The organism is Clostridium paridis, assembly GCF_016765615.1.
GTDB lineage: Bacteria > Bacillota > Clostridia > Clostridiales > Clostridiaceae > Clostridium_T > Clostridium_T paridis.
The window spans coordinates 116064-131767 of the sequence record NZ_JAESWA010000010.1 but is presented as its reverse complement, the minus strand read 5'-3'; the positions used below and the strand labels follow the sequence as shown (position 1 = coordinate 131767).

The 15704-nt window shown below is 31.1% G+C and carries 16 protein-coding genes; 3 read left to right on the top strand and 13 right to left on the bottom strand.

The genetic code is table 11. The features are described from left to right. Positions 1–79: IS3 family transposase (locus JK634_RS20690; RefSeq protein ID WP_202765996.1), on the top strand; the 79-nt coding region annotated here is incomplete at its 5' end. An 86-nt stretch (positions 80–165) separates the two neighbouring features. Here the strand turns inward: JK634_RS20690 and JK634_RS02195 are convergent. The 5 genes from JK634_RS02195 to JK634_RS02175 form a co-directional block, all read right to left on the bottom strand. After that, a complete protein-coding gene (locus tag JK634_RS02195; protein WP_202765989.1) occupies positions 166–897 on the bottom strand; it encodes a DUF2812 domain-containing protein in 732 nt (243 codons plus the stop codon). Next, the gene (locus JK634_RS02190) at positions 887–1231 is read right to left on the bottom strand and encodes a PadR family transcriptional regulator (RefSeq protein WP_202765988.1); all 345 of its coding nucleotides are present in this window, start codon (positions 1229–1231) and stop codon (positions 887–889) included. The genes JK634_RS02195 and JK634_RS02190 overlap by 11 nt, the downstream gene beginning before the upstream one ends. A gap of 186 nt (positions 1232–1417) precedes the next feature. Beyond that, positions 1418–2401, bottom strand: a complete 984-nt coding sequence (locus JK634_RS02185) for a phosphotransferase (RefSeq protein ID WP_202765987.1) — start codon at positions 2399–2401, stop codon at positions 1418–1420. A 43-nt stretch (positions 2402–2444) separates the two neighbouring features. Then, positions 2445–4691: an RNA polymerase recycling motor HelD gene (gene helD, locus JK634_RS02180; RefSeq protein WP_202765986.1), complete on the bottom strand. Its 2247-nt coding sequence runs from the start codon at positions 4689–4691 to the stop codon at positions 2445–2447. Between the two features lie 266 nt (positions 4692–4957). Beyond that, positions 4958–6418, bottom strand: a complete 1461-nt coding sequence (locus tag JK634_RS02175; protein ID WP_202765985.1) for an MDR family MFS transporter — start codon at positions 6416–6418, stop codon at positions 4958–4960. Positions 6419–6529: 111 nt separating this feature from the next. Here JK634_RS02175 and JK634_RS02170 point away from each other — a divergent pair, with 111 nt between their 5' ends. Continuing rightward, the gene (locus JK634_RS02170; protein ID WP_202765984.1) at positions 6530–7099 is read left to right on the top strand and encodes a PadR family transcriptional regulator; all 570 of its coding nucleotides are present in this window, start codon (positions 6530–6532) and stop codon (positions 7097–7099) included. Between the two features lie 64 nt (positions 7100–7163). Here the strand turns inward: JK634_RS02170 and JK634_RS02165 are convergent, their stop codons facing one another. Continuing rightward, a complete protein-coding gene (locus tag JK634_RS02165) occupies positions 7164–7790 on the bottom strand; it encodes a hypothetical protein (protein ID WP_202765983.1) in 627 nt (208 codons plus the stop codon). Positions 7791–7990: 200 nt separating this feature from the next. On the opposite strand from JK634_RS02165, the gene JK634_RS02160 reads away from it, so the two are divergent. Further along, on the top strand, positions 7991–8206 hold the full coding sequence (locus tag JK634_RS02160) for a hypothetical protein (RefSeq protein ID WP_202765982.1): 216 nt from the start codon (positions 7991–7993) through the stop codon (positions 8204–8206). A 17-nt stretch (positions 8207–8223) separates the two neighbouring features. On the opposite strand, the gene JK634_RS02155 is transcribed toward JK634_RS02160, so the two are convergent. The 7 genes from JK634_RS02155 to JK634_RS02125 all read right to left on the bottom strand — a co-directional run bounded on the left by JK634_RS02155 (position 8224) and on the right by JK634_RS02125 (position 15630). Next, positions 8224–8574, bottom strand: coding sequence for a PqqD family peptide modification chaperone (locus tag JK634_RS02155; protein WP_202765981.1), 351 nt, complete (start codon positions 8572–8574; stop codon positions 8224–8226). After that, complete coding sequence (locus JK634_RS02150) at positions 8564–10483, bottom strand: OPT family oligopeptide transporter (RefSeq protein WP_202765980.1); 1920 nt, start codon at positions 10481–10483, stop codon at positions 8564–8566. The genes JK634_RS02155 and JK634_RS02150 overlap by 11 nt, the downstream gene beginning before the upstream one ends. A 194-nt stretch (positions 10484–10677) precedes the next feature. Next, positions 10678–11901, bottom strand: coding sequence for an MFS transporter (locus JK634_RS02145; RefSeq protein ID WP_202765979.1), 1224 nt, complete (start codon positions 11899–11901; stop codon positions 10678–10680). Next, positions 11891–12691, bottom strand: coding sequence for an ABC transporter ATP-binding protein (locus tag JK634_RS02140; protein ID WP_202765978.1), 801 nt, complete (start codon positions 12689–12691; stop codon positions 11891–11893). Before JK634_RS02140 ends, JK634_RS02145 begins: the two co-directional genes overlap by 11 nt. Then, a complete protein-coding gene (locus JK634_RS02135) occupies positions 12692–13699 on the bottom strand; it encodes a FecCD family ABC transporter permease (protein ID WP_202765977.1) in 1008 nt (335 codons plus the stop codon). Between the two features lies 1 nt (position 13700). Continuing rightward, positions 13701–14693, bottom strand: coding sequence for a FecCD family ABC transporter permease (locus JK634_RS02130; RefSeq protein WP_202765976.1), 993 nt, complete (start codon positions 14691–14693; stop codon positions 13701–13703). Continuing rightward, a complete protein-coding gene (locus JK634_RS02125; RefSeq protein ID WP_202765975.1) occupies positions 14683–15630 on the bottom strand; it encodes an iron-hydroxamate ABC transporter substrate-binding protein in 948 nt (315 codons plus the stop codon). The genes JK634_RS02130 and JK634_RS02125 overlap by 11 nt, the downstream gene beginning before the upstream one ends. Between the last annotated feature and the right edge of the window lie 74 nt (positions 15631–15704).

Here is a 15704-nt window from a genome sequence, read left to right as displayed (position 1 = left end):
CAACAATAATCGTATTAAGATCAAACTAAAAGGACTGAGTCCTGTTCAATACAGGCTCCAGTCCTTGAAGATAGCTTAATTAAAAATTGTCTAAAATTATGGGTTCAGTTCATTTTAAACGCTCCTTAATCTTTGCTTAAATAAACTTTAATATGCTTATAGCTATTAAGATTTCTTATATTTCTTATATTTCTTATAGTGATTTATACTAAGATAAATATATAAACCTCCTGCAGCTACAGAAAGTACTCCAAGATATTTTTTATCAATAAGATCCAATATCCCTAGTACTAAAAAAGCAATACCTATAAATATATATAATTTCCACAATCCTTTACTATTAATTGCTTCACTTTTAACCCCACCATCTTTTTCTATCTGCTTAATTCTAGAATTATATGCTACGTATGACATAAAGTTAAAAATAAAGATAACTATATCAATAACTAATAAGCATAGAATCGGCAAAAATATAGCTCTCATAGCTATAAAAGAAAAAATTAATAACCCTATTAATAATGCTCCAGCTATAGAAGAATAAAGTGATGCTTTTCCTGTTCGAAATCTTATATCTTCATATTTATCAATCTGTGTTTCTCTGTCGCTATAAATTGGTTTAGTTCCTGATTCTGCTGAGAAAATATGCATTTGTTTTCCTAAAGAAATAACATGTTTCCATCCAGCTTCTTTAAATATATCAAAATACTCTTCATTTGCCTCTGTTTGATAGTCTAAACTATATACAATATTTTGAGGTTTATCCTTTTTTAGTTTATAAACAAATCCTCCTACTATGCTTTCAAGTATCCATCCTTGACTTGCATATTTACTTAATCTTTTCATATCTCCTTCTTCATTAAACGCAAGCCCCTCAATCATTACATATTTACTTTTCATGATTATCCTCCTTACTAATTAAAAAATTTTCAGCGAATTTAATCATTTGTTTTTTACGCTCAATTTCATTTATGAGCATATCTCGTCCTTTATCTGTTATTTTATATACTTTTTTATTTTCATCTGTTTCTAAACTTAGCTCTACTAATTCTGCATTTAATAGCTTTTTAAGCGTTGTATAAAGTGATGCTGGGCCGATAACAACTTCATTATTAGTAAATTTCTCAATTTCCTTCATAATAAGGTACCCATGCTTTTCTTCAATAACGCTAGATAGAATATAAAAAGCTGAATCTGTAAGTTCACCAATATCAATTGAATCTTTTCTCGGCATAAAACTCACCTTCCTATTCTACATATATCATTAAATGATATATCATTAAATATACTATATCATTTAATGATATAGTAGTCAAATATATTTGACGCTCTTCTTTTTTTGCTTAGATTCAAATTAATACAATAAATAAACACGGAAAATTTTATTCTTTTCCGTGCCTTTCTCTTCATTACCTGTAAATTAATTATAATCAGCAACAATTTTCAATGATTCTTCGAATCTTTTTGTTTTCACATCAAGCATAAATTGATCCATGTGTGCTAAAGCATAGTTCAATTTTGCTTCATTATCTGTTAAATTGATTTTTCCTTCCCATATATTATCATGAATTTCTCTGAAATCTTGTCTCTTAGTATTAATATCAATTGGTCTTCTTTTAGACCCAATCTGCATAAATAGAGCAAAATAAAATATATGCATCATTTGACTCATTAGAAAAAATCGCGCATGCCTGTATTCATTCAATTCTTCCCCAAAATAAATACTTAGAAAGTCTATTTCATCTTGTTCATTTCTTATTACAAAATTTCCAACAACAGCTAAATCTACGTATCGATCATTTAAAAAAGCTGCTTCCCAATCTACAAGCCAAGCTTTCTCTCCATCATAAAGAATATTTTCTGGCTTTAAATCATTATGACAAGAAACAAAATCATCATCATTACTTGGATAAACATTCTTAATTCGCTTATACTGCTCAAAAATCTCTTTGGTAATATTCTCAGGAATTATCTTTGCATCTTGAAATCTCTGAACAAAGCTATCCATAGAATCAATGTAGTTTATTGTCTTTGGAAATGGTGACAAAGAATGAAGCTTATGAAGTACCTCTGGTAAAAAAGTCTTTGCTTCATCTAAGGAAAATGGCTGTGTTTCCACAAAATCTGTTATAGAAATTCTATCTTGTATATTTAAATATTTTATATTTGGTGCTAGACCTGCATCAGCGGCAGATTTCATACAAGTAAATTGATGAGTTGGATCTCCCATTGCATCATCTCTGGTTATTATGCGAAGTAAATATGATTTGCCTTTAACAACAATTCTAAAAACAAGTGCAGATGATAGCCCTGCAGTCATCTCCTGGATATCTTCAAATTCATTCACTCCAAAGGTTTCTTGTAGTGCATTTTTAACAGCAATTAGTTTATTTTCTGGAATCATATAATATCCTCCTTAAATTAAATATAATTTCAAATACCTAAACCTAAAATGATTCATTTAGCAATGGTGTGCATTCACCTGAATAGTAAATGCATAAAACATGTAGAGCCCTAGTGCATGCTGTATAAAGTAACAACCTTTCCTCTTCTGAACTGTAATTTTCATCTCCAGCATTATAAATAAGCGCTACATCAAACTCTAACCCTTTTGCAAGATAAGCTGGGATTACTAGAGTATCACTTACATACTCATCATCATCTTTCAGTATAACCTTCACATTTATCTTATCTTTTAAAAAACTGTATACCTCTTCGGTTTCTTTTGCTGTCCTTGTTATAATTCCAATGGATTTATATCCCTCATTCTTATTTCTTTTTATATCATAAAGAAGTTTTTCTCTTATCTTTTCTTCATTATCGAACCCAAGTATTGAAGGTTTATCTCCACTTCTTTCTACACATTCATCATCAATTTCCTTATTAAGTAGTCGTCTTGCAAATTTGGTGATTTCCATAGTTGATCTATAACTCTTAGTTAGGTTTATTATACAAGTGTTCTCTTTCGGAAATATTCTTGAAATATTATTATAATCCCCAACATTCATAAATGGATTAATAGACTGATTTAAATCACCTAGTATAGTCATATTTGCATGATTAAAAAGCTGATAGAGAATTTCATATTGAAGTGGAGTGTAGTCCTGAGCCTCATCAATTATTACATATTTGATTTCTGAGGTTCTTGGTAGATCTCCCAGTATGCCTTTTAAATATAAAAGTGGTGTCTGATCTTCATAATTAAGTTTTCCGGCCCTCAAATTTTCTAATGAATATCTTTTAATCTCTTTTATTTTCTTCTTATCATACTGCGAATTTAAAATATTAGCGAATGTCTCTAGGCTATCAAAAAAGCCTTTATAAATTTCAGCTAAATCAAATCTTGTCATCATATTTATTTCATCATATAAACCTTTCGTTTCACTCTTAGCAATAGCTAAACCACGCTCCATAATTTCTATTTTATCTATATAGTTACCTGAGTCTTTAAGTTCACTAGACACTTCTTCTACTCTTTGTTTCTCATAAGGTTCTATTAGAAATAAGATTCTTTCTTTTATCTTTTGAAGTCTCCTTTTTAGTGGAAGCTTAATATAATCTTTAAAAAATAATTCTTGTAATTCCTCCGAAGAAATTATTAACCTATCACCCAAAATGATATCTTTAAAATTTCTATCCATTTTAGCAATATAGTCTGCATATTGCTTTAAAGTATCCACAAATTCTAATGAAGACTTATATTTTATGTTGGTGATTCTTTCTTCATAGCCTGCTTCCTTCTTTGACCCCAAGATATATTCCATCATTTCACAGTAATCTTCCTTCTTAATGCCATTTCCTAAGGCATTATGCATATATTCTTTAAATGTTGTTTGGCACATATTATCTTCTCCAAGGTCAGGTAATACATTAGATATATAGTCATTAAAAATTTCATTAGGTGAGAATATTATTATATTTTGTGGAGTAATTCTATCTCTATGTTTATAAAGTAAATAGGCAATTCTATGAAGTGCAACAGATGTTTTTCCGCTTCCTGCTGGCCCCTGAACTATCAAATTTTTGAACTCTTCATTACGTATGACTCTATTTTGTTCTCTTTGAATAGTTGTTACTATAGTCTTCATCTTACTATCAGTATTTTTACTCAGCATACCTTGAAGTATCTCATCATCTATTGTCAGATTGCTATCAAACATATACTCGATTTTACCATTATTAATCTTATACTGTCTCTTTAGCTTAAGTTCACCTTCTACAGTTCCTTCAGGGCATTCATATTTTGCTTTTCCGATTTCATAATCATAAAATATACTAGAAATAGGAGCTCTCCAATCGTATACTAGGAAATCATAGTCATCATTAATAAGATTTGAAACTCCAATATAATATTTTTCAGCTTTTTCTTCTCCTTTTTCGGCAAAGTCGATTCTTCCGAAATAAGGCGATAAAATCATTCTCTCGTATTTTTCTTGAATCTTTCTAGTAAACTCATGAGTTCTCTTCTGTCTTTTCATTGTTCCAATGAACTCCATAAATTCTACAACTTGTTCTAATCCATTTGAAATCGAAATTGAACCTACATCTTGCCATAGTTGCCTTTGTGTTTCAATAGCTTCCTTTCTAAATTTCTCTTTAAAATCATTGTTTTCTCTTAATTGCCTCTGAGCCTCATTAAGTACTGTTTGTAGCCATTGATCTTCAAGTTTCCATTCAAAATCATTTCTGTTCATAATATTGCCCCCTTAAAAAAATAATTTAAGAAATTTATTATCAAATCTATTGACATTGCTTTTTCTGAGTTGTATAATATAGTTAGGGAATTATATTCAACTCATTAAAGTGGCGCTAAATCTAGTGTATCACTTTAATTTTGTTACGTCAATAGCAAAACATTTGTTATCTAACAAGTGTTTTTTTTATTTTAAAACTTAAAAATTCTATAAAGTAAAAAGCTCTTACCAACTTTCTAGGTAAGAGCTTTTGTTTTCATATCATATTACGCTACACTTTCTTCTATATCTTCAATAATAACTTTAGACTTACTTTCCTTTTTTAAATAGAAACTTATAGGAATGGCTATCAAAATTATAACTGTAGATATTTTATAAATATCATTTACTGCTAATGTAAAGGACTTAAGTTGCAACAATTTATCGCCTGGATTTAATACAGCAATACTCTTCGCATGAAAAGCCGTTCTTACTGTAAGTAATGAAGTAAATATTCCTATAGATAAAGATGCCAATCCTTGCCTTATCCAATTGTTAACAGAAGATGCATCACCACTCACCTCACGAGGTACTGCTGACATACCTGAATTTGTTGATGGCATTGTAGATAATGAAATCCCTATATTTCTTACAATCATCCAAAATACTATATATGAAGAAGCTGTATTCATCGTTAAATGTGCCATTTCCCACGAACCTAAAGCAATCAAGGAAATTCCTGTGAATATTAGTATACGTGGTCCAACATAATTATATAGTTTACCTACTAAAGGCATTATTAATGCCATAACTAACGAAGCTGGAAGCAAAATAAGTCCTGCTTGTAATGCTGTTTCATGCTGTACATTTTGAAGAAATAAAGGTGTTAGTAATGATCCTGCATAAAGTGCTATTGTTATTATACAACTTACAATAACACTCATGGTATATCTTGTATACTTAAACACTCTAATATTAAGTATAGGAAACTTAAAGTGTAGCTCTCTCCATATAAACACCGCCAAAATTACCATACCTATTGACATAAGTGAAATTGTCTTAGGGGAACTCCATCCCCATGTAGAGCTTTCGCTGAAGGCTATTAAAAGCATTAAGCTTGAGAAAATACTTGTTGCAAAACCAATAGCATCAAACCTTTTAGCTTTATCCATCTTATAATATGGTACAAAGAACTTAATCATTATTGCAGAAATAATCCCTATAGGAATATTTATAACAAATATAGCTCTCCAGCTAAAAGTTTCAATTAACCACCCACTTAGTGTCGGCCCAAAAGCTGGAGCAAGATAAGCTGCCAAGCTCCATAAGCTTACTGCAAAAGCTTGCTTTTCCTTTGGTATGCTTTGATAAATTATAGTCATTGCAGTAGGTGCAATAAGACCACTAAAACATCCTTGTAAAATTCTAAAAGCAATAAGTGATGTACTCCCCCATGCAAACGCGCAAAAGGCAGATGCTAAAGTATATCCAATAATAGCGTATAAATAAACTTTCTTATTACTAAATTTTTGACCTAAATAACCTGTAAGAGGAGCAACTGTACCCATAGCTAACATGAAACCAGTTAATGTCCATTTAGCTGTATTTAAATCTGTATTAAAATCCTGCATAAAGGCTGTAAGCGCAATATTAACTGCACTTGTGCCTAAAGTTGCTAAAAAAGCTGCAAGAAAGATTCCTGATAACATTGACCCATTTGATTTAGTATTTTTTTGAATAATTCTCATTAAGTCCTCCAATGAAACATCTATTGCTTATATGTCAATTTGTACATATAATAATATATAATATTAATTTTTTATCTATATGTCAATGTGTACATAATGGAGGGATATCTTATGAATACCTTATCATATGGTCTTTTAGGCTTATTAATCAATGAATCTCTTTCTGGATATGATTTAACTAACCGGGCTAATATTTTTTGGCACACTACTCATAGTAGAATCTATCCACTACTCGGGAAACTTGAGCAAGAAGGTTACGTGACCTTTTCATTAATTAGACAATCAGATAAGCCAGATAAAAAAATATATTCACTTACAGAAAAAGGACTTAATGCTGTAAAACTATGGCTCAAATCTCCTACTGACGCGCCAGTTACCAAAGATGAGTTTTTCTTTAAGGTATATTGTATGCATGTTTTAGATTCATCCGGAATAGATAAACTTCTTACAGAAAGAGAGAATATGTATAAAAGCAGAATCAAATACTGCACAGAGCGTATTGAACATCTTAGAGAATTTTACAGTGGTAAGTTATTAACTACAAATACTACTGGATTTGGCAGATATATCACTCTTAAAAAGGCCATCTCAGATGCGGAAAATGGTCTTCGCTGGTGCACCTGGGTGCGTGAACTATATGAAAATAGTAGTGAAATAAATATTTTTGAATATGACTTATAAATATAATAAACAAGAAGGAAAATGCACTCTAATAAGTGAATACATTTTCCTTCTTATTTAATACTTATCCATGAAAGTATCCAGTCCTTGCGTATACTCCAACATACGGCACTTCTTTTCCATCTTTCATTATATAGGCTTGATATACGTCACCATCACCCTGTACCTTCTCTATTCTAACAACTTTTTCTCCATAGGTATCATATAAATCTTTTTTAAACATCTCTTGCCAATCACTTTGAATAGGTGCATTTAGTGTTATATATGCTGCAAAACTTTCTACGTCGCCCTTCTTGCCCCCATTATTTAGATAATTCTTATATAAAGTTACAAAATCAACCTTATTTAAAAAGGTCTTACTCCAGTGCATTTTTTGATATTCTGGCTTATTTCCTTGATCACCGTTAATATAATCCTTAACCTTTTTAGTTATATCTTGTATTTCTTGAGAAGATGCTGATGCCTTTTGTGTAGCTGTCTGACTTGATTTATTATTATTATTTTTTTTACTATTATTTTCTGTTGTACTTTTACCTGCATTAGAATCTTCCGAAGTTGTACTAGTACTATTCTTATTGTTCTCGTTAGAAGCAGAATCTGACTTATCAGCTGCCTTTGAACATCCAACAAAAAGTAATGATAAAACTAGGGCTGTTACTACAATTGTTTTTTTATTAATCATAGCTTTCATAATTACTCTCCTTATTTTTATATCCTTTTCATTATTACCATTATAATACTTTTAACCCAGTATGTGAAATATCTCTAATGTTTTATAATTCTAACTCCGCTTTATATTAAACTTATCTTTTCCACCTAAAATTAAAAAGAAGTTATAAATTATAGGATTTGTAGAATTATAACTTTATAACTATGGAAAGGAGTTGCCACATGGAAAAAGACAATACAATGGCTAATAACCTAATAGATACCCTTGAAACAAAAGGTGAGATAACTATCACTGATGGAGTAAAGGAATTGTTCATTGAAGCTGTAGATGATAAAGAGGGGTATTCATATGTTAGCAATACAAATGAGGAATTTGGAAATAGTAGAGAAGCTGTTGAATGGGCAATAAAAAAAGTAAAGAGCACTTTCCTAACATAGGAAAATGCTCTTTTGTATTAATAATTTACTTTTTCTATATAGTGACAATTAACATCTATATGATTTAAGAATAATAATAGCCTTTCATAAAGCGGATGAACTTTATCACCGTACTTTGCTTCTAGACTTTCTCCTATATCTTTTATGTTTCTATTGCCATCTATCTGTAAAAATATCCAACTTCCATATTCATCTAAAGAGATCTTTTTATACTCTGGAATCCTGAACTTAAGCTTTCTAAAGAACTTTTGTACCTTATGATCTTGTTTCATAAGTATAGTCACAATGTTTTCTTCATCTACCTCATATTCTAAGTTGTCAGATATCTTATATATTATATTTAAAACATCTTCGTTATTATTCAGCATCTTTTACCTTAGTTCTTAATATAGGAATTATAGTAGCTATTACTAGTACTACTAATATTACATATGCCATTCCGTTAGTAGCAGCAAACCCACTTGGGCCACTTCCTGTTACAAGTCCTGTCACTTGGAATATTATTCCTATAAGTCCTAATATAGAAGCTCCAGCAACAAGTCCTGAAGATAAACTAATACCATTAGAGACTTTAGCTTCTTTTTCTTTATCAGACTTAGAAGTTTTTTCTACAAATAAACGAACTAATGCTCCTATTAATATTATAGTAGTTGTAGATATTGGTAAATAGAATCCTATTGCAACTGCCATTATAGGAAGGTTTAATAAGAATAGTACTATTCCCATTACAACACCTACAATTATCATAACCCAAGGTAATTTACCAGACATAATACCAGCAGTTAATGTAGACATTAAGTTTGCTTGAGGTAATGCAAATGGAACATTATCACCTGTCATTTGAAGTTGATTTGAAAGTAATAATATAGTTCCAACAACTACTGCAACACCAAGTACTCCTGCTATTGCAAAGTACTTATCCATCTCATTTTTGTCTCCACCAATTACAAAAGTAACCTTTTGTGATTGTGAGTAACCACCTGCTACAGAAATAGCAGTTACAATAAATGTACCAAATAAAAGTAATGATTTATTGCTCTCTGGGTTTTTCCATCCCATTGCAACAAATAATGATGTTACAATAACTATAGAAGCTATAGTCATACCTGATACAGGAAGATTTGAAGTTCCTATAGTACCAGTTAAACGACCAGAAACTATAACAAAAAGTAATGATAAGAATAATGATAAAATAGATGCAAGTATTGCCATTGTTACATTACCATTAGAAGCTATGAATCCAGCTACAAAACCTAATACTATACCAGCAAGTAATACTATTACTGCAAAAGAAGAGTTCTTGCCATTATTTGAGGACTTAGCATTAAGAGTTTCTTTTATAGATGATATTATAGTTGGAATAAGCTTTATAGCTCCTATTAAACCACCAGAAAGCATCATACCTGCTCCGATATATTTAACATAACTTCCTGCTATATGTTTAACTTGCATAGCATTTATAGCAACATCAGGATTATTCCATACATTTGCTCCATCTTTTCCAAGACCTGCAAAGTAACCTATTAATGGCATAATACCAAAGTTAGATAATATTGATCCTGCAAACATTGTTACAGAAACCTCCATTCCAACTATGAATCCTATACCTAATAACATTGGGTTAACTTCAACTTCAAGTTTCCACTTGTAGAAAGTTTCATTTACATAGCTTATAACGTTGTTTACTAGATTCATAAATGCACTAGTTATAACAGTTATAATACCACCTATTCCAAAACCAATTCCCATGAACTTCATTGACTCTCCAGCGCCTTCTGAAGCAACTAGTGTTTCAGATATAGCCATTGATTCTGGATACATTAATTTACCGTGTTCTTCAACTATTAAATAGTTATAAACAAGGGAAGCAATTCCAAGTCCGAATAAAACTCCAGCTGCTCCAACGCCAAAGCCTTCTATGAAAGTAACCTTAGAACCTATTAAAAGAACTGCAGGTAATACGAATATTACACCACTAGCAACAGATTCTCCGCCACTTGCCATACCTTGCACTAAGTTCTTAGCAAGTATGCCTTTTTTCTTAGCAAATGCAGCTATAAATCCAGAACCTATTATAGACCCTGGTATACCAGCGGCAACTGTAAGTCCTGATTTCATACCTGAATAAGCTGTTGATGCTGCAAATAAAGCAGCCAAAATAATACCGATTATTAATACGACAACGTTTCCACCAGATTTTGATCCGCTAGAAACATAAGGAACATAGTTCTTACCAGCTACACCACCGTATGCATCTTTTGATAACTTATTACTCATAAGATGTACCTCCTTTAAAATTTCACAACCATAATTATATCATGATTTTTATATAATACTATCTTTTTCAACCTTTTACTACACAAATATTTATGCTTTTTTTAATATTTTAATCAAAATATTAAAATATTATTTATTTTCGAATACATTTTATACCATTTTATCAATAAACTGAGATAAACTATGCGGATATGTTATTCTATATTACTAGCATTCCACTTTATATAATTTACTACTCCTATACTAAATATAAAAGTTATTATTAATATGGTAGAAATACCTAAATTAATATCTATCAACTGTCCATATATTACTTGTCCTGGTGCAACACTTGCTGTAGCAACTGCTGTTGAAAATGCACTTACTTTTCCTAGCATATCTTCTCTTACTTCTTGTTGTATATAAGTTAATGAAATAATATTTGATAAAGATAATGATAACATTATTCCAAGCCCCCCTATAGAATAAAGCCCTAAGGTTATTAGTTTATTATCTGTACTTAATCCTGCTGCTATTCCCATTGTTACCATAGCTATTATCATTGGATACATTGTTCTATGTATCATCTTCATTTTAAATGATCTAGGTCTGAAGGTTATTAACATACCTCCTATTATCATTCCTAGAACAAATATTGCTTCTATATAGCCATAGATACTTGATGGCATGTTTAATTTTACATTAATAAAATACGGAGACACAACACTTAAAACCGGAACTACAAAAATATTAGTAAGGGCATAAGAAAATATAGCTCCTAATACAACTTTCTTTTTTTCTTTTAAATATATGAAACTTTTTTTCATTTCCTTAATAGATTCAAAAAGAGGATTCTTAAACTTTTGTTTTATTTCTAGATTCGGAATATCTAAAAACAATTCTATAATAGCTGATATTAAGAAGCTAACTGCATTTAGTATTACAACTATTTTTATCCCTATAAAACTATATAATAGTCCTGCTGCTATAGGTGCAGCTAAGTTAACCACATACCCAACCTGTTGAATTACTCCATTAGCTGATGCTAACTGTTCCTTTTCTACAATTTGAGGAATACAGGCTGTGACGGAAGGAGTGTATAAAGTATAGATAATAGATAGCATAAACATTACGATAGCTACTATTATTGTGTTATCTTTCCCACTTATTAGTATCAATGAATATATGCTCATTAAGGCCGCACTAAAGAAATCAAGACAAACCATTATCTTTTTCCTATTTACTGTGTCTGCTAATAATCCTGCAATAGGCGCAAATAATATGTATGGAATAGTTGATATTGCTAATATCCCTGAGAAAATTGCAGCACTTCCTGTTAAATTTAAAATATATAAGGACATACAAAATCTTTGGATAGCATTGCCAAACAAAGAAATTATCTGTCCAATAACCACTATAATAAAGTTTTTATTTTTCATTTTGTCCTCTTATAAGTTCATAGTCTACACAAATAGGATAACTTCCATCTTCACTTAATTGTAACTTAACATCGATTCCATAGATTTCTTTTAAGTTCTCTTTTGTTATAACTTCCTTAGGAATACCTTCACAAATAACCTTACCTTTCTTAAGTCCGATAATATTACTAGCAAACCTACAGGCATTATTTAATTCATGAAGTACTATAACAACTGTAATATTCTTTTTTCTATTTAATCTTTCTAATACTTCAAGCACCTCTAATTGATAAGACATATCTAAATAAGTTGTTGGCTCGTCTAGCATAATTATGTCTGTTTCTTGTGCTAAAGTCATAGCTATCCATGCTCTTTGTCTTTGTCCACCAGATAAATTTTCTACTTGCCTATCGGCAAAATCCTTAAGTCCAGTTTCTTCAATAGCCCATTCCACAATTTCTTTATCATGGCTGTTAAGGCCCCCTATCATTTTTTGATGTGGGAATCTTCCATATGTAACTAGCTCCTTAACTGTAATTCCATTTGGACAGACTGGTCCTTGAGGTAAAAAGGCAACTTGTGTTGCTATATGTTTTTCTTTCTGACTTTTTATATTCTTATCATTTATAAAAATATCGCCACTTTTAGGCTTTATTACTCTTGCTATAGTCTTTAAAAGAGTTGACTTACCACATCCATTGGAGCCTATTATAATACTTATTTCTCCCTTTGGAATTGAAAGATTCATGTTATCTATTATTAAATTATTTTCATAGGCTACAGATAAATTCTTTACACTTATAGCTTCCATCTAGTTCTCCTTCATCATCAAATAAATAAAATATGGTACTCCGAGTATTGAGATTGTAATACCCACCGGTATTTCAATAGGGGAAAATAAATTTCTTGATACTGCATCAGCAAATAAAATTATTATTACACTTATAAGGGCAGATACAATTAAAAAATTTTTATGGTATGGTCCAACTAATTTTCTAGCAATATGTGGACATATTAACCCTATAAATCCTACATTTCCTGCAAAGGCAGTAGCTCCACCTGCAAGTATAACTGCATAAGTTAAAAACTTCTTTCTTTCCTTGTTTAAGTTTAGTCCTAGAGAAATTCCATGCTCATCAGATAAATTAAGAACATCCAATTTCTTATGATTTAATACTACTAGACTAAACATAAATAATACTAATGGCATTATTATCTTTACATAGCTCCAACCAGAACCCCACAGGCTTCCTGATATCCATATCAATACTCTATTGTAATCGCCAACTCCACCTTTAAAAGTAAAGAAGGTAATAAAAGCATTTAATCCTGCGTTTATTCCAAGGCCTATAAGCAGTAATCTTCGTGGCCTAATTTTACTTCTCCCAGATAAAATATAAATTGCTATCGCTGTAATCCCAGCACCTAAAATAGCCATAAAAGGAAGCACATAAACAGATAAAGTCCCAAGTTCACTATAATAATCTACAGTTTTTAATGAGATAAAAATAACAGCTACCACTGCTGCACCTGCATTAATTCCTATTATTGAAGAATCAGCTAGCTCGTTTTTCGTTATGGTTTGAAGTAATGCTCCTGCGGTTGCAAATGCTACGCCAACTGAAATCCCAACAAGCATTCTTGGAAGTCTAATATTTATTAGAGCTGTCTTTTGTAGCTTTGTTCCTTGTCCAAGTAAAGTTTTTATAATATCTGAAGGTCCAATTTTATAACTACCCCATCCTAAATAAAAGATAAACGCTAAAAGAGCTAGACTTAATAATACTAGTGCAGTTATTTTAAAACTTCTTTTCTTCATATTAGCCTTTCTCCTTTCTTGCTACAGCTACAAAGAATGGTACACCTATTAAAGCAGTAAATATTCCTATTGGAGTTTCATAGGGATTATTTATCATTCTTGCAGCAATATCAGAATAGGTTAGAAGTACTGCTCCTAATAAAAAAGATGCAGGTATTATCTTTCTATAATCTTCTCCTAATACTTTTCTAACAATTTGAGGAATTATAAGACCAACAAAACCAATGTTTTTACCTACTGCTACTGCTGCAGCACACATTGGTATCATAATTAGTAAAGCTATAAGTCTTATTCTTTCAGGATTTTCCCCTAAGCTTATAGCCACATCATCCCCTAAACTTAGTACATTTATTTTCTTTGAAAGCAATATTGCTATTATTAAACCTACTATCCCAACTACTGAAACCAAAATAAAATCTTCCCAAGTTGCACTCCTAAAGCCACCTGCCACCCAGAATGCAATGAACTGAGATTTATTCGATAAAAGCCCAGCGATAGTTGTTAGTGAAATAAAAAAAGTACTCATAGCAGTTCCTGCTAATAATATTTTTGTAATTGAGCTATTATTTGCTTTCCGCGACATAAAACCTATTACTATAACCCCGCTAAAAACCGCTCCAATTAATGAAGCTATCATAACATTTGTAGTATTTATTGAAATTCCGATAGCATAAAAGATAGCAACAACTAAAGTTGCTCCTTGACTTACTCCAAGAAGTGAAGGTTCTGCAATTGGGTTCCTTGTAACTCCTTGAATCATCGCTCCTGTTACTCCTAAAACTCCTCCTGTTAAAAGCACACAGAGAGCTCTAGGTATACGAACATCTCTAATTAACACTAGCTCCAGCTTTTCACTATAGTTAAAAATACTGTGCCATATTTCAGAAATACCAATATGGGTAGCTCCTAGACTTATAGCTAGGAACAACCCAATTATTAGAACAAAAATACTACAAACCATAAAAGTTATTGTATTTTTATTACTATTTTGCATTCAACTTCTCCACAATTTCATTTAAAAGTTTTTCTCTTCCAATAGGACTATAGCCTTGATTAAAGTAAGGTGATGCAGTTAATTTAGTTATCTTACCCGCTTTTACTGCAGGCAAGCTATTCCATATTGCATTTCCTTCAAGAGTTTTTAAGTCATCAGCAGTTGCTAAAACAAATATATGATCTGCTTTTATTTTTGCTAATCCTTCATAGGTTACAACTGGTAGACTTATATCCTTTTGTTCTGGCATACCTTCAGGCTTCTTTAGCTTCATATCCTCATATAAAACACTTCCGAATCCAGCTCCATCAAATACATAGAATTGACCACCACTAGCTAAGAATGATAAGTAAGATGTATCTTTTCCTTGAGCTTCTTTAACTTTTTCTCCTGCTTCTTTGGCTTTCTTATCATAGTTTTCTAACCATGTATTTGCTGCATCTTCTTTATTGAAAACTTTCGCGAATGCCTTTACGTCATCTTTCCAGTTTAAAGCTTCTAATTTAATCATAACTGTTGGTGCTATTTCTTTTAATTGATCATACATTTTTTCTTGTACAGTTGAAATTATAATTAAATCTGGTTTTAAATTCATTATTGCTTCAACATCCATAGTGTCTTGCATGCTATATCCTACTATTGTTGCACCTTTTAATGTATCTTCTAGATATGTAGGGAATTTTTTATAATCATAGGCATCACTGTTTGCAGTTCCTACTACCTTATATCCCAAAATAGATAAAATATCACTATTACCGCTTAAGTCTACTATTCTTTCAGGTTTTGCAGGTATTTCTACCTCTCCTTTAACATCAGTTACTTTAACTGTCTTTGCTTCCTCTTTTACAGTGGATGAACTTGTATTTGAACAACCAACGAATAACATAGCTGTCATACAACCTAATAAAAGTTTTTTTAGTAATGAAGTTTTTCTCATTTTATATCTCCTTTTCATATCCTATATGATATTGATTATCAACTATCGTAAGTGTACATGATATTCATTCTCAT